Origin of the sequence: Stenotrophomonas sp. 610A2 (genome assembly GCF_030549615.1) — a bacterium.
In the GTDB taxonomy this organism is placed as follows: Bacteria; Pseudomonadota; Gammaproteobacteria; order Xanthomonadales; family Xanthomonadaceae; genus Stenotrophomonas; species Stenotrophomonas pigmentata.
The window spans coordinates 186,305-200,805 of the sequence record NZ_CP130832.1 but is presented as its reverse complement, the minus strand read 5'-3'; the positions used below and the strand labels follow the sequence as shown (position 1 = coordinate 200,805).

Genomic DNA, 14,501 nt, shown 5'->3' with positions numbered 1-14,501 from the left:
CCCTTGCGCCAAAGGCGCAGGGGAGGGTTTGGGAGGGGTGCTCTGGATCTGGCTTTTGATCTGTCGCGCGGGGCAAGAGCAACGGCAACAGCTACCCCTCCCCAGCCCTCCCCTTGGCCTACGGCCAAAGGGAGGGGGCAGAAGCTACAGCGGATACCAGGCCAGCGCGGCGCGGAAGTCCTCCGTCGCCTGCCACTCATATAGATGCCAGCGGGTCGCGTCGCCAAGTCCCGGATCGCACCACACCAGCTGCAAGGCCCCCGCCGCATCCGGCGCAAAGCGCAGCTTCTCCAGCCCGAACGAAATGCCATGCCCGTGTGCCTTCAACAGCGCCTCCTTGGCACACCACACGCGGAAGAACCACTGTTCACAACCGCTGTCATCCAGCGCATCCAGCCAGGCAATCTCCTCCGGGTGGAAGAAACGGCGGATCACCTCGCGCATCTGCTTGCGTGGCCGCTGCCGCTCCAGGTCCACACCCAGGCGTGCGCCCTCGCCCAGCGCCACCAGCAGATGGCCGCCGCTATGGCTCCAGCCGGTGCCGTAATGCGCCAGCTCGCCGATCAGCCAGGGCCGGCTACGCTCATCGCGGGTCAGCGGCAAGGCCTCGGGCGTCGTCTCGAAAACACCGGCAAGCAGCTCTCGGGCCTGCGGCTCGCCGCGCGTGCCTGGGGTATGCGGCAACAGCCATACGTCGACCGGGCCAAACTGCCAATCGCTACCGGCCGTGCTCATGCTGAACAGGTTCCTGCCCGGACAAACATGTTCTTAACGCCGTTGCGCGTTGACTGTCGCCACCGCACCTTTCGGGGTGCTTCATGGCAGGGAGGTTCGCGCATGGGCATCATCATCTGGTTGATTATTGGTGGCGTCGTGGGTTGGCTGGCCAGCATCATCATGCGCCGCGATGCGCAGCAGGGCATCATCCTGAACATCGTGGTGGGCATCGTCGGTGCCATGATCGCCGGCTTCTTCTTCAGCGGCGGCAGCATCAATGGCGCGATCACTTTGCGCTCCTTCCTGTTGTCACTGGTTGGCGCGGTGATACTGCTTGCCATCGTCAATCTTTTCACACGCAAAAGCGTGCGTTAAACGCTCTGGCGCCGATTCGACCGAGGCCCGGCTGGCAACAGCCGGGCCTTGTTGTTTCAGCCCTGTGCCAACTGCACCCAAGCCGGCGCGTGATCGCTGGGGCGTTCCCAGGTGCGCGGCTCCCGGTCGATGCCGGAAGCGGCAGCCCGCGGCTTGAGCGCGTCGGAAACCAAGGTCAGGTCGATGCGCAGGCCCAGGTCGCGCCGGAAACCGGCCGCGCGGTAATCCCACCAGCTGAAAATGCCAGCGGCATCGTTGTGCAGGCGGAAAGCGTCGTGCAGGCCCAGATCCAGCAGCTTCTGCAGCGCGCCACGCTCGGCGGTGGAGGTCAGGATATGGTCACCGTTCCACACCGCCGGATCGTAGACGTCGCGGTCATCCGGCGCGATGTTGAAATCGCCCATCACCACCAACTGCGGATGCTTCTGCAGCTCGGCCGCGACCCAGGCGTGCACCGCCTCCAGCCAGCGCAGCTTGTAGTCGTACTTGTCGGTGCCAACATCCTGGCCGTTGACCACGTACAGATTGATGATGCGCACGCCATTGACGGTGCCGGCAATCACCCGCTTCTGCTCGTCCTCGAAGCCGGGAATGCCAATCTGCACGTCTTCGATCGGATGCCGCGACAGCAGCGCCACGCCGTTATAGGTCTTCTGCCCGGCGAACACGTTGCGGTAGCCCAGTTCCAGCAGCCGCGTATCGGGGAACTTGTGGTCCTCCAGCTTGGTTTCCTGGATGCCGACCACGTCGGGGGCAACGTCGGCCAGCCACTGTTCCAGGTGCGGCAGGCGGACATTGAGCGAATTGACGTTCCACGAAGCGATTTTCATGGGGGGATTCTAGCCGGGGCTGGAGCCTAAGGCCCTCCTCTCAGCTGAAGGCGGCAGCAATCACCCCCCTCCCTTGCGCCAGAGGCGCAGGGGAGGGTTGGGGAGGGGTGCTCTGGCTCTGGCTTGTAGGCAGCAGCACGAACAAGATCAAAAGCCCCCTCCCGCGCAAACGGGAGAGGGGACCACCCATAGCTCTTCGCCAAAGCTCCATCAGGCCTGCCGCACCATTCCACCTAGGCAAAGTCGCCTGCCCGAAGTAGTCGGAGCCTAGAAAGCGAGCAAAATTCGGCGAACCCGCGCCGATCGGCTCAACCGTGAGCCGAATAGCGCATTTATTCGGCTCATGGACGCAGCCAAGCCCGAGGCCGCGCGGGAGTACCCTGAAGGCCGCCATTGCGTCATTCCCGGCTTCATCACCACCTAATTGTCGTTCAACCCATTCGGAGTGCGGCTGTGCAGCCGCTCTTTCCACGTGCTCTCAATCTGCACAACGTCTTCAACCTGCATATCGGGCGACAAGCGCTGCAGGATGCTGAAAACAAACCCCTGGGGATCTTGTCCCCGTAACAAGCGGTTGCCACCGTCGCCGCTCGACGCATAGTTCTGCCAGCGGCCAAGCAGATTCTCGCCGCCGCTGGCCGACCCCACGTATCCCAATCGCGACGTCCGGTCGAAGATGTAATAGATGCCGCGCCATTGCGCCAACGCCTGCCGCCAGCTGGTCGGCAACAGATTCAACTGACTCCACTCAAAGGTCAGCGTCTGCCAATCCGGCATAGCCTTCACCAGCAAGCTCTCGTCATGGATGGCACGAACGGGCAAACGATTTCGCGAGGCCCAGCGCCACCACGAGCGCTCGATGCCCGTCCAATCGATCACCAGCTTTCCTTTCCAATCGGACAGATGCAGAGTCGGCTGCAGATCGAACCAGAACGAATCGCGCTCGTCCTTGGGACCGCTGATCCCCAATACGCGCAATTCCGCGTTACCAGGTAGAGCCCAGAATCGATCAACGGATACAACCTCATATCTGGCAACTTCATACACACCCACAAACACCGCACGCCCTGCCTCATGCCCGATGAAGGACACCAGATAGCGCGCCTTGGATAGCGCTTTCTCCACCACTTCACTGTGATTGCACTGAAACGCGTTATAGACGGCAGGCCGCTCGGCCGCCAACCATGGCAGCACGGCCCGCAAATCCTTTTCGGCCGGGCGGTGGCGCATCACCATCACTGTCGCCGGGTCGAGTCCGCTCTTGGTCAGTAGATCGTTGAGATCAATCATGCTCGGCAACAATTTTGAGCCTCGTACTCCGCTGTTTCAGAAGGCATGCAGCCACAAGCGCAATCCATCCCGCCCTCAGATCTGCCCACCCACACCTTTCAGCTTCTCAACAAACATCGCGATCTTCTGGAAAACGCCCTGCTTCTTGCTGAGATGCTGCGGGTTCAACGGGCTCATCTTGGGCAGGACCGCATTGTTTGAAATCCCAGCCATCGACGGCGCCATGGACATCGTTGGCAATCTGCCAGATACGGCGATGCAGTTCGGCGCCCTGTTGGGTACTGGTCATGCGGTTGTTCCTATCTGAATCTTCAGTGCTTTTGATCTGGAGCCCGCATGCAGCGAGCCAAGGGAAGTAGAGTGTCGGGAGCGACACGGCGGCCCTGTCAGCCTTCACCGGCCAAGAACCACACCGGCTTGAGCGGCAACCGCCGGCGGGCGCTGTCATCCAGCTGCCCGTAGTGCCGGGTCCACAGTTCGACCAACTGGTTGGCGTCAATGAGGGTGATGCGGCGATGGCTTTGGCGGGCTTCCAGGTCGGCGTCCTTGGTGAAGCCGGACAGGGCCACGAACAGGCCTACGTCGCCTTCGCCCAGTACGGCCATGAAGCTGCGCAGGCCCATCACGTCAATTTTGGGTGAGTTGGCGTTGCGCTTGACCTGCACCTTGATGCGCGGCGGGCGGGTGCCCAGCGGGTCGTTGTAGGCAATGACGTCCACGCCGCCGTCCTTGCCGGGCGGGGCGATCCAAGCCACGTGGTAGCCCATGGCGGTAAGCAGGGCGCCCACCAGCTCCTGGAAATCGTAGGGCGGCATGTCGGCCAGGTAGGCCTCGATCTCGGCCCACGCCATTTCCTCGGCCTGCTCCAGGGTGATGCTGGCGGATTTTTCCACCGCCTCGTCATCGCCTTCGTCGATTTCGACTACTGGCTGGGCCTTTTTCCATTTGTGGTACAGGCGTACTGCCTCACGGTAGAACTGCTCGCCGTCCGGGTACTGCTGCAGGGCTTGGGCGCCTTCGGCGGTGATGCTCCAGATGCCCTTGTCCTTGACCAGCCAACCGGCTTTTACGGTGTCGACGGTGGCGAAGCGCACGATCTTTTCAAAGCGGCGCCCGCCGGTGGGGTAGTCGCCGGCTTCGTAAGGAGTCAGTTCGACCTGGGACGCGAGGGTTGCCAGGGCTTCTGCGGCCTTCATGCCGTCGGGCCGGGTTTGCAGGATGCTGAACAACTTGCGTATCAGGTGGCCGGTCCGGGCCTTGGTTACTTCCGCCATGCTTCCCCTGCCTCGGTAGTTTGTTTCAGCCTTTTGGCGCCGGGATGCGGCCGCCGGATCTGGCTGATTTATGTGAAGGGCCATGATAGCCGGGGTGGCTTGTGTATATCAGGCTGAACCGGCTTGGTGGTGGGGGTAACTGCTTTGTTTAAGGCCTTCTGGAGCTTGGGTTGCTCTTGGGCAAAGGGCGCTTGGGGTTTGTGGCTGGGTTTTGCTGGCTGTTGTAATCCAGGGCCTGGTTACTTACTTGGCGCTTGGGCTGGGTTTTGCAGGGGGCGGAGTGCGATCGAGATCAAAAGCGCCCCCCACCCGCCCTTCGGGCACCCTCCCCCGCAGGCGGGAGAGGGGACGGCGCCGGGGTTCTGCGGTGTTGCTTGCGGCCTGGCATGGCTGGGTGCCGCGGCAGTCTGCTCCCTCCCTTTGGCCAGAGGCCAAGGGGAGGGTTGAGGAGGGGTACTTTGGCCTTTGGCCTTTGGCCTTTGGCAACGTCAAAGTCAAGATCAAGAGCTCCCCCACCCGCCCCTTCGGGGCACCCTCCCCCGCAGGCGGGAGAGGGGACGGCGATTGTTTCCTGCGCTTCGTGGGTCACCCCACCCGCCAAACCCCGCAAACCACAACAAAACCTATCTGGTGAATGTCGGGGAATACACTTTTTCAGCCTTCCGATTCGCGCAGACTGCCTCTCAAAGTGAGGGGAAGCCATGCGTAGCAAGCTGTTTGTGCCCGGCGCACGTCCGGAACTGTTCGACAAGGCCTTGGCCAGTGCGGCCGATGCCCTGTCCTTCGATCTGGAGGATTCCGTCCCCGAGGCTGGCAAACAGGCGGCGCGTGCGGCCATCGCCAGCTTCCTCGCCCGCGCCGACGTGCTTGCCAGCAACAAGCTGCTGATCGTGCGCACCAATGCCACCGACAGCCCGCATTTCACCGCCGACCTGGCCGCGATGGCAGTGCCCGGCCTGTGGCTGTTGAATATCCCCAAGGTCGAATCGGCCGCGCAGGTGCGCCAGGTAGTCGTTGCGCTGGAACGCGCCGAAGCCGCCAATGGCGTCACCCGCCCGATCGGCCTGCTGCTGAACATCGAAACCCCGCGCGGCCTGCGCCTGGCCGCCGAACTGGCTGCCGCGCATCCGCGTGTGGCCGGCCTGCAGTTGGGCCTGGGTGATCTGTTCGCGCCCAATGGCATCGCCCGCACCCCGACCAATGTGCATGCGGCGTTGTTCGCGGTGAAAATGGCCGCCACCGAAGCGGGCGTGTTTGCCTGTGACGGGGCTTGGCCGGATGTGGCCGACGCCGAGGGCTTCCGTACCGAGGCTGTGCTGTCGCAGCAGCTGGGCTATATCGGCAAGAGCTGCATCCATCCGCGCCAGGTAGGCCAGGCCAATGTGATCTTCAGCGTGGCCGAGGCCGAGCTGGACGAGGCACGGCGTATTGTTGCCGCCGCGCAGGCGGCCAGCGATCTGGGCCGCGGTGCGTTCCTGTTCGAGGGACGCATGATCGATGTGCCCTACCTGCGCCGGGCCGAAGCCCTGCTCGCCGGCGCCCTGGGCGCCTGATCTTTCCATCTGGCGGTTCGCCGCCACGCCGTTCATTACCGGGATTCCATCCATGCCCACGCCCATGGCCACTGCGCTCGCCGCGCTGTCGCATCGCTTCTCGCTCGGCTTCCGCCTGCTCGTTGTCACCACCTTGCTGGCGCTTGCCGGCACCGCGGCCGCCGACGAGAGTTTGAATGCAGTGAAGCCCGGCTCGCTGCCGCCACTGCCGGAGGCCGCGCCGGTGCAGCAGCTGCTGGATGTCGATGGCCGCCTGCTGGCGCGCTCTGGCGACAAGGCCTGGCTGCTGGACAAGAACGGCAAGGCGTGGTCGGCCGCCAACGGCATCAGCAACGAGGTGGTGCAGGACATCGTCCGCAACGGCACCAGCACCTGGATATTGACCGGCCCGGATGCGAGCCACAGCAATCAGTTGCAGCAGCTCACGCTCAAGGGCGAAAGCCTCGGCAAGGGGCAGTCGCTGGCACTGCCATCAGCACTGGGCAATGCGCATGCAGCCGCCTTGGATGGCGCCCTGTTCGTCGCCGGTGTCGACGATAGCGGCGTGACCCAGCTGTACAAAAAGCCGGCCGACGCCACGCAATGGCAGCCGCAGCCGATCTGGCCGGGCGCTGCCGCGGTTGTCGCCCTGCAGGCGCAGAAAGGCGCGTTGTATGCGGTGGTCGGCAACAACGGCGCGCAGCAACTGCTGCGCTGGAACGCAGAGAAGGGCTGGCACGAGCTACCCGCCATCGGTGGCGACGTTGTCCCGGGTTCGCTGCGTGCACTCGGCCAGGCGCACTTGTTGATGCAGGTGACCGATGCGGTTGGCAGCAGCCACGCGCGTACCTTCCACACCATCACCAGCGCCTGGGCCGACCTGGCCGATACCGATGCCAAGGCACCGCTGGCCAGCGCCAGCTGGGGCAATGGCCTGGCCTGGGCAAATGCCGATGGCAGCCTGCACACCTTTGAACTGCAGAGCGGCAAGCACCTGCTGGGCTGGATGGACTGGACGGTAATCATCATCTACCTGGGCGCGATGCTGGGCATGGGCGCCTACTTCTACTTCCGCGAGAAGCGCGCCAGCACCGCCGACTTCTTCGTCGGTGGCCGCAGCATTCCGTTCTGGGCAGCGGGCGTGAGCTTGTACGCCACCAACACCAGCTCGATCAGCTTCATCGCCATTCCGGCCAAGGCCTTCGAGACCAACTGGCAGTACCTGACCAACAACCTGATCGCGGTGCTGGGCCTGATGTTCGTGGCGGTGTGGATCGTGCCGCTGCTGCGTCGTCTGGATTTGATGAGCGTGTTCTCGTATCTGGAAACCCGCTTCCATCCGGCCATCCGCATGCTCGCCAGCGCGCTGTGCATCGTCATGCAGATCGGTGCGCGCATGAGCGTGGTGCTGTTCCTGCCGGCGCTGGCCATCGCCACCATCACCGGCATCAGCGTGGTGTGGAGCATCATGATGATGGGCGTTTTCACCATCCTCTACACCGCGATGGGCGGCATGAAGGCGGTGATCTGGACCGACTTCGTGCAGGTGATCGTGAAGATGGGCGGCGCGATCTTCGCCATCCTGTTCATCGTGTGGACGCTGAAGGGCGGCTTCGGTGAGTTCGTCGCCACCGCTGCAATGGAAGACAAGACCAAGCTGTTCGATTTCAGCTTCGACCTGACCAAGGCCACGGTGTGGGGCTTCATCTTCCTGGTCGTGTTCGACGTGGTGCTGACCTTCCCCAAGGACCAGGTGCTGATGCAGCGCACCCTGGCCACCAAGTCGGACAAGGAAGCCGGCCGTTCGATCTGGGCCTTCGCCGCGATCATGATCCCGGGTGGCTTCATCTTCTACGGCATCGGTACCGCCTTGTGGGTGTTCTACAAGAACAACCCGCAGCGCCTTGACCCGCTGCTGCCGATCGATGCGACCTTCCCGCTGTTCATCGCCGCCGAGCTGCCGCCGGGCGTCACCGGCCTGATCATCGCCGGCGTGTTCTCCGCGGCAATGGCCACCTTGTCGAGCATCATGAACAGCGTCGCCACGCTGATCTCGGTCGACTTCTACGAGCGCATCGCCAAGAACCCGACCCCGCGCAAGAGCGTGCTGTTCGCCGAGATCTCCACGGTGCTGGTCGGCCTGACCGCCATCGGCCTGGCGCTGATCATGACCCGCTACGACATCCACTCGCTGTTCGACGTGTCGATCGAACTGGCCGGCCTGCTCGGCGGTGGCTTTGCCGGTGCCTATACGCTGGGCATGTTCACCCGCCGCGCCAACTCACAGGGCGTGGCGATCGGCGTGGCCTCCAGCATCGTGCTGACCTTCGTCGCCTGGTGGTTCAACCTGGTCCATCCGTACTTCTACCTGGCCATCTCGATCTTCCTGTGCATCGTGATCGGCTACCTGGCCAGCCTGTGCTTCCCGGCACCGAGCCGTTCGCTGAAGGGCCTGACCATCTACAAGCAGGACGCGGTGTGAAGACCTGCCTGCACGTCGCCGCGGGCCCGCTCCGTGGCGGCGTGAAAGCTGGTTCCGGCAACGGCCGGGACCTTGGTCGGATCGCTTCACCCGGCCCGCTGGTGTAGTTTGGCGCGCAGCTGAGAGGTCTAATCGCGTGGAAACCCAGTTCCTCAATACCTTTGTCACCGTGGTCGACCGTGGCTCCATGGCCGCGGCGGCACGCATGCTGCACATCACCCCGGCCGCCGTCGCCCAGCAGATCCGCACGCTGGAACGCGAGCTGGGCGCACCGCTGATCGCCCGCGCCGGCCGCACCGTCAGCGTCACCGAGGAAGGCGCGCGCATCCTGCAGCGCGCGCGCGACCTGCTGCGTGGCGTGGCTGACCTGCGCAGCGTCGCCAATGAAAGCGGCATGGCCGGCGAGCTGCGGCTGGGCGCCTGCCCCACCGCACTTGGCGGACTGGTGCCGGACATCCTGGCGCGGATGGTGGCCAAGTTCCCCGAGATCAACGTCTTCATCAAACCCGGTTATTCGGCCGACCTGTATGGCGCCGTGGAATCGGGCGACCTGGATGCGGCGATGGTGCTGCAGGCGCCGTTCTCGCTGCCCAAGACCTGCGACTGGCAGCTGCTGCGTGAAGAGCCGCTGGTGGTATTGGCGCCGGCGCGCATGGCCGGTGCCGACCCGCACCAGCTGCTGCGCGAGGAACCGCTGATCCGCTACGACCGCCATGAATGGGGCGGCCGCCAGGCCGACGAATACCTGCGCAAAGCCGGCATCGTGCCGCGCGAACGGTTCGAGCTGAATGCGCTGAATGCGATTGCGGTGATGGTGGATCGCGGCCTGGGCGTGTCGCTGGTGCCGGACTGGGCCAAGCCGTGGCCGGAAGGGATTTCGGTGGTGCGCATTCCCCTGCCCGAGCCGAGTGAACCGCGCCGCATCGGCATGGTCTGGTCGCGCTCGTCGGTGCGCCTGCGCCAGGTCAACGTGCTGCTGGACGAGGCGCGCACGGCGTTGTTGCAGCCGACGGATTGAGCGCAATGCCCCTGATCGGCAGGGATAATCCCCTGTAGTGCCGAGCCATGCTCGGCAAGGGCATTCCCGGTCCTGTTGGATTTCCTGGCAAGGCCCCTGCCGAGCATGCCTCGGCACTACCGGTGCAAAGGCCAATCGCAACAAACCCTAGGCTTTGAACATACACAGGTGCGCTTCTATCGCGCCGGGGTGCCGCCTAGGCTTCGCCCAACGTCGGAGCTGCGCCCGGGGTCCGTGCAAACGGCCAGCGGGCACTGCAAACGACACGATCAAAGGGGCGCTAGTCCCCACCGCTTTCTGGCGTTGTCGGCTTCCCAGTCCGGTCGCGTCACACATTCAAACCTGGGGGAGAGAACAACATGATCAAGCCACTTTCGGCCGCCATCAGCGCCGTGCTGCTCGCCAGCGCGATGAGCCCGGCCTTCGCGCAGGACGCAGGCGATGCCGCCACCACGCTGGACCAGGTGATCGTCACCGGTACCCGCACCCCGGTTGCCATCGACAAGGTGCCCGGCGCGGTCACCCTGATCAGCCCGGAGCAGGTGCAGCGCACCCTCAACCTGACCGAAGACGCCACCGCCGTGCTCGCACGCATGGTGCCGGGCTATTCCGAATCCTCGCAGGCGATGAGCAACTCCGGTGAGACCCTGCGCGGTCGCGTCGCGCTGCGCCTGTTCGACGGCGTGCCGCAGGGCTCGCCGCTGCGCGAAGGCAGCCGCAACGGCACCTTCACCGACATGGGCGTGATCGGCCGCATCGAAGTCATCAACGGCCCGTCCGCTGCTGAAGGCATCGGCGGCGCCGGTGGTGTGATCAATTACCTATCCAAGAACCCGGATGTGGCTGGCCACGAAACCACCATCACCACCCGCTACGGCACCCAGTTCAAGGATGACAGCGGCCAGTCCAAGGTCGGCGTCACCCACACGTTCAAGGGCGACGCGGTCGACTACCTGATCAGCGGCGCCTACATCGATCGCGGTATCGCCTATGACGGCGACGGCCGCCGCGTCGGCCTGAACACCTCCGGCTCGCTGTCCGATTCGTATAGCAAGAACCTGTTCCTGAAGGGCGGCTACAACTTCGGCGAAGGCCAGATGCAGCGCATCCAGGCCAGCTACAGCAACTTCCACATCGGCGGCAAGCACAACTACATCCCGGTCGAAGGCTGCCGTTTTGATGCGGTGACCTGCCCGAACCCGACCACCAATACCGCCGAGAAGGGTTCCATCGCCGGCTCGCTGGCCGAGTTCAACGATTTCGAACAGTTCGCGGTGAAGTACACCAATGCCGATTTCTTCGGTGGCGACCTGAGCGTTGATGCGTATTGGGCCGAGCAGGCCATGCGCTACGTGCCGGAAAACGGCGACGACCGCCAGCTGACCAAGCCAGCCCCGACCGATGACGCCCTGCGCATCTGGGACCAGTCGGAAATCAACAGCGAGAAGAAGGGCCTGCGCTTCGGCTACGCCTACGGCGACCTGTTCAAGGTTGAAGGCCTGCGCCTGCGTGCCGGCCTGGACCTGGTCGAAGACACCGCCGAGCAGCGCCTGGCGCTGACCAACCGCCTGTGGGTGCCGCCGATGAAGTACACCAGCATCGCGCCGTACGCGCAGCTGAGCTGGGACATCGGCCCGGTCACGCTGGATGCCGGCATCCGTCGCGAAGACGGCCAGCTGGAAATCGACAGCTACACCACCGTTGCCTACCGCGACCACACTCCGGTGCAGGGCGGCAAGATGGATTACAAGGCAAACATGCCCAACTTCGGTGCGATCTGGCGCATCACCGATGAGTGGTCGGTGTTCGCTTCGTACTCCGAAGGCTTCGGCATTGCCAACGTCGGCATCCCGCTGCGCAACATCCAGGCCAACAGCCCGTGCAAGGCCGTGTCCTGCATCGCCGACCTGCAGCCGTTGATCACCGAGAACAAGGAAATCGGCTTCAACTGGCGCGGTGCCAAGGGCCAGTTGGGTGCGTCCGTGTACCGCTCGACCTCGGACTTCGGTTCCAGCCTGACCATCGATCCGGCAACCGAAGACTTCATCCTGACCCGCGCACCGGTCGAGATCGAGGGCTTCGAGTTGAACAGCGCCTGGACCTTCAACGAGCAGTGGAAGGCCAGCTTCCTGTACTCGCGCATCCGTGGCCAGACCCAGTACTACCCGGGCTCGGGCCTGAAGAAGGAAATGGGCATCCTCGACATCTCGCCGGACAAGGTGAATGCCTCGGTGACCTGGACCCCGAACGATGACCTGAGCGCAACGCTGGGCGTGAGCAAGACCTTCAGCCGCGACCTGCGCGAGACCTTCGTCAACCCGTCCAACAATGCCGTCTACAAGAACGAAGAGAACACCTATGGCTACGCGCTGTGGGACCTCAGCGTGAACTACGACATCGGCCGTTATGGCCAGCTGGCACTGGGCGTGGAGAACGTGTTCGACAAGCAGTACGTGCTGACCTGGTCGCAGTTGCCGGGCTGGCAGAACTTCTTCTCCGGCCGCGGCCGCATGGTGTCGCTGACCCATACGTTCAAGTTCTGATAGCTGCAGTTTGAAGGCGGCGCCACAGGCAACTGTGGCGCCGTTTGGTTAGAGGCTTGTGGAGCTTGCAGGGTTTGCAGGAGCGGCGTAAGCCGCGAAGCTGAAGAAGCAACCGCTCCCACCCAAGCCTGCAATTGCAGATACTTCTTTGTCGGCGCCGCTGTTTGCTTCGCGGCTTACGCCGCTCCTACAACGGTTTCTGCCCAAGACCCTGAAAACGGAGGCTTGCCCATGTTCCGCAACAACACCCGTAGTCATATCGCGCGTGGCCTGTTGCTGGGCGCCGTTGCCTGGCTGGCCTGCATCAGCAACGCCACTGCCGCAAACGGAAACCGCTGGCAACGCCTCGACAGCTTCCTCGCTCAAACCACCGGCAACAACGGCTATCCCGGCGCAGTAGCGCTGGTCGAAGTAAACGGCCGCACTGAATTCCACGGCCACTGGGGCCATGCCGATATCGGCCGCACCCGGCCAATGCGCGAAGACAGCATCTTCCGCATCTACTCGATGACCAAACCGGTCACCTCGACCGCGATCCTGATGCTGCTGGAAGAAGGCAAGCTGTCGCTGGATGATCCGCTGTCGCGCTTCATTCCCGCCTTCGCCGAGCGCCAGATCGTCACTGCTGGCGATGTCGCACACCCGCTGCTGGCGCCTGCGCCGCGCGCGATCACCATTCGTCATCTGCTCACCCATACCAGCGGCTTTGCCGCGGATTCGGATGGACATGCCGTCGCCACCGCACTGTTGAATCGCGCCGACGTCGACAGCGCAACCTCGCTGGAAGATGTCGCTGCACGATTGGCCACGCTGCCGCTGGCGGACGCACCGGGCACCCATTTCCACTACGAAGGCAGCAACACCGAGCTGCTCGCGCGCGTGGTTGAGGTGGTGAGCGGTCAACCGTTCTCGCAGTTCCTGGCGCAACGCATCTTCCAACCGCTGGGCATGAGCGATACCAGCTTCGAGGTGGCGGCGAATCAACGCGCACGCGTGGTCGAGCTGCCAACCAGTGCAGCCGATGGTTCGCTGCATGTCGCCGACACCTTGAGCGCACGCACGCCGGGCGTGCGCCTGAAAGGCTATGACAGCGGTGCCGGCGGCCTGTATTCCACGGCTGGCGATTACCTGAAGTTCGCCCGCATGTTGCTGGGCAACGGCGAGAACAACGGCGTGCGCCTGCTGTCGCGCAAAACCGTGGACATGATGATGGCCGACCAGCTCGGCGGTTTCAGCCCGGCAATCCGCGGTTTCAGCAATGGCGAGGGCTTCGGCCTTGGCGGCTATGTCGTCACCGATCCGGCAGTACGTGGCCGCCTGGGCAGCATTGGCCAGTTCGGCTGGTCCGGTGCCGCCTCCACCTATTTCAGCGTGGACCGCAGCGAGAAGCTGATCGCCATCGTGCTGCTGCAATACCTGCCGGACGGCGACAAGCGTCTGCCGTCGGTGGCAACCCCGTTCTACAACCTCGTTTACCAGGCCATCCCATGACCTCCACCGTACTCGTCGCCGGCTCGGCCAATCTCGATTTCGTGGTGCGCGCAGCGCATGTGCCGGCACCGGGCGAAACCGTGCTCGGCCGCGAATTCCGCACATTCCCCGGTGGCAAGGGGGCCAACCAGGCCGTGGCCTGCGCGCGTGCCGGTGGTGCTGCCACGCAGATGCTGCTGGCGCTTGGCGATGATGACTTCGCCAAGCCGATCGAGGCTTCGTTGAACGATGCTGGCGTGCTGCTGCATGCCGTGCGTGATGCGCAGCTGCCGACCGGCACTGCCTTCATCTGCCTGTCCGATGACGCCGAGAACGCGATCACCGTCGCGCCCGGCGCCAACATGGCGCTGTTGCCCGAACACCTGCCAGCGCTGGATGGCGTGCAATGGATGCTGCTGCAGCTGGAATCGCCGCTGGCCTCGGTGCAGGCCTATGCCACCGCCGCCCGCGCCGCTGGAGTGAAAGTCGCTTTGAACGCAGCACCCGCGCAGGTGCTGCCGGCTGAACTGCTGGCACAGCTGGACATGCTGATCGTCAACGAAGGCGAGCTGGAGGTGGTTGCCGGCGATCCGCCGGACCTGGCCACCGGCTTGGCACGAATCGATGTGCCCTGCGTGATTGTCACCCTCGGCGCGCGCGGCTGCCTGGCCCGCATCGATGGCAAGATCCTGGTGCAGCCTGCGTTCTCGATTTCGCCGTTGGATACCACCGCTGCGGGCGACACCTTCTGCGGCACCTTGATTGCCTTGCTCGCCCGCGGTGAGCCACTGCAGCAGGCCCTGCTGGCTGCCAGTGCCGCATCGGCGCTGACCTGCACGCGCCTGGGTGCACAATCAAGCATTCCCGAACATGCCGAGGTACAGGCACTGCTGGCCGACACCAGCCGTCTGCCCGGCACCGACGCCCATGCCGCACTCGCGGCATGGTGTGCGCTGTAACCGTTACGCCC

At 64.1% G+C, this 14,501-nt stretch carries 12 protein-coding genes; 7 read left to right on the top strand and 5 right to left on the bottom strand.

What is annotated here, in order from left to right:
* Nucleotides 1-144: 144 nt before the first annotated feature.
* Nucleotides 145-735 carry a 4'-phosphopantetheinyl transferase family protein gene (locus Q5Z11_RS00720; protein ID WP_303748253.1) on the bottom strand — a complete coding sequence of 197 codons (591 nt, stop codon included), beginning with the start codon at nucleotides 733-735 and terminating at the stop codon, nucleotides 145-147.
* 102 nt (nucleotides 736-837) lie between these two features.
* On the opposite strand from Q5Z11_RS00720, the gene Q5Z11_RS00715 reads away from it, so the two are divergent.
* The gene (locus Q5Z11_RS00715) at nucleotides 838-1,092 is read left to right on the top strand and encodes a GlsB/YeaQ/YmgE family stress response membrane protein (RefSeq protein WP_303748252.1); all 255 of its coding nucleotides are present in this window, start codon (nucleotides 838-840) and stop codon (nucleotides 1,090-1,092) included.
* 56 nt (nucleotides 1,093-1,148) lie between these two features.
* Here the strand turns inward: Q5Z11_RS00715 and xth are convergent, their stop codons facing one another.
* The 4 genes from xth to Q5Z11_RS00695 all read right to left on the bottom strand — a co-directional run bounded on the left by xth (nucleotide 1,149) and on the right by Q5Z11_RS00695 (nucleotide 4,486).
* On the bottom strand, nucleotides 1,149-1,922 hold the full coding sequence (gene xth, locus Q5Z11_RS00710; RefSeq protein ID WP_303748251.1) for an exodeoxyribonuclease III: 774 nt from the start codon (nucleotides 1,920-1,922) through the stop codon (nucleotides 1,149-1,151).
* Between the two features lie 420 nt (nucleotides 1,923-2,342).
* Nucleotides 2,343-3,212 (bottom strand): GIY-YIG nuclease family protein, encoded by an 870-nt coding sequence (locus tag Q5Z11_RS00705; protein WP_303748250.1) that lies wholly within the window; start codon nucleotides 3,210-3,212, stop codon nucleotides 2,343-2,345.
* Nucleotides 3,213-3,318: 106 nt separating this feature from the next.
* Entirely contained in the window at nucleotides 3,319-3,501 is a 183-nt protein-coding gene (locus Q5Z11_RS00700; protein WP_303748249.1) for a hypothetical protein, read from the bottom strand.
* 97 nt (nucleotides 3,502-3,598) lie between these two features.
* Nucleotides 3,599-4,486, bottom strand: coding sequence for a restriction endonuclease (locus Q5Z11_RS00695; RefSeq protein ID WP_303748248.1), 888 nt, complete (start codon nucleotides 4,484-4,486; stop codon nucleotides 3,599-3,601).
* A 701-nt stretch (nucleotides 4,487-5,187) separates the two neighbouring features.
* On the opposite strand from Q5Z11_RS00695, the gene Q5Z11_RS00690 reads away from it, so the two are divergent.
* The 6 genes from Q5Z11_RS00690 (at nucleotide 5,188) to Q5Z11_RS00665 (ending at nucleotide 14,490) form a co-directional block, all read left to right on the top strand.
* The gene (locus Q5Z11_RS00690; RefSeq protein WP_303748247.1) at nucleotides 5,188-6,039 is read left to right on the top strand and encodes an HpcH/HpaI aldolase/citrate lyase family protein; all 852 of its coding nucleotides are present in this window, start codon (nucleotides 5,188-5,190) and stop codon (nucleotides 6,037-6,039) included.
* A 52-nt stretch (nucleotides 6,040-6,091) separates the two neighbouring features.
* The gene (locus Q5Z11_RS00685; RefSeq protein WP_303748246.1) at nucleotides 6,092-8,500 is read left to right on the top strand and encodes a sodium:solute symporter; all 2,409 of its coding nucleotides are present in this window, start codon (nucleotides 6,092-6,094) and stop codon (nucleotides 8,498-8,500) included.
* A 136-nt stretch (nucleotides 8,501-8,636) separates the two neighbouring features.
* Nucleotides 8,637-9,518, top strand: a complete 882-nt coding sequence (locus tag Q5Z11_RS00680) for a LysR family transcriptional regulator (protein ID WP_303748245.1) — start codon at nucleotides 8,637-8,639, stop codon at nucleotides 9,516-9,518.
* A gap of 359 nt (nucleotides 9,519-9,877) precedes the next feature.
* The gene (locus Q5Z11_RS00675) at nucleotides 9,878-12,061 is read left to right on the top strand and encodes a TonB-dependent receptor (RefSeq protein WP_303748244.1); all 2,184 of its coding nucleotides are present in this window, start codon (nucleotides 9,878-9,880) and stop codon (nucleotides 12,059-12,061) included.
* A gap of 231 nt (nucleotides 12,062-12,292) precedes the next feature.
* Nucleotides 12,293-13,552: a serine hydrolase domain-containing protein gene (locus tag Q5Z11_RS00670; protein WP_303748243.1), complete on the top strand. Its 1,260-nt coding sequence runs from the start codon at nucleotides 12,293-12,295 to the stop codon at nucleotides 13,550-13,552.
* Nucleotides 13,549-14,490, top strand: coding sequence for a ribokinase (locus Q5Z11_RS00665; protein ID WP_303748242.1), 942 nt, complete (start codon nucleotides 13,549-13,551; stop codon nucleotides 14,488-14,490). Before Q5Z11_RS00670 ends, Q5Z11_RS00665 begins: the two co-directional genes overlap by 4 nt.
* Nucleotides 14,491-14,501 lie beyond the last annotated feature (11 nt).

Excerpts from the sequence above, each read along its gene's own strand:
- xth (WP_303748251.1), bottom strand. The coding sequence starts at position 1,922 with ATGAAAATCGCTTCGTGGAACGTCAATTCGCTCAATGTCCGCCTGCCG.
- Q5Z11_RS00715 (WP_303748252.1), top strand. The coding sequence starts at position 838 with ATGGGCATCATCATCTGGTTGATTATTGGTGGCGTCGTGGGTTGGCTG.
- Q5Z11_RS00700 (WP_303748249.1), bottom strand. The coding sequence starts at position 3,501 with ATGACCAGTACCCAACAGGGCGCCGAACTGCATCGCCGTATCTGGCAG.
- Q5Z11_RS00720 (WP_303748253.1), bottom strand. The coding sequence starts at position 735 with ATGAGCACGGCCGGTAGCGATTGGCAGTTTGGCCCGGTCGACGTATGG.
- Q5Z11_RS00675 (WP_303748244.1), top strand. The coding sequence starts at position 9,878 with ATGATCAAGCCACTTTCGGCCGCCATCAGCGCCGTGCTGCTCGCCAGC.
- Q5Z11_RS00705 (WP_303748250.1), bottom strand. The coding sequence starts at position 3,212 with ATGATTGATCTCAACGATCTACTGACCAAGAGCGGACTCGACCCGGCG.
- Q5Z11_RS00665 (WP_303748242.1), top strand. The coding sequence starts at position 13,549 with ATGACCTCCACCGTACTCGTCGCCGGCTCGGCCAATCTCGATTTCGTG.
- Q5Z11_RS00690 (WP_303748247.1), top strand. The coding sequence starts at position 5,188 with ATGCGTAGCAAGCTGTTTGTGCCCGGCGCACGTCCGGAACTGTTCGAC.
- Q5Z11_RS00685 (WP_303748246.1), top strand. The coding sequence starts at position 6,092 with ATGCCCACGCCCATGGCCACTGCGCTCGCCGCGCTGTCGCATCGCTTC.
- Q5Z11_RS00695 (WP_303748248.1), bottom strand. The coding sequence starts at position 4,486 with ATGGCGGAAGTAACCAAGGCCCGGACCGGCCACCTGATACGCAAGTTG.
- Q5Z11_RS00670 (WP_303748243.1), top strand. The coding sequence starts at position 12,293 with ATGTTCCGCAACAACACCCGTAGTCATATCGCGCGTGGCCTGTTGCTG.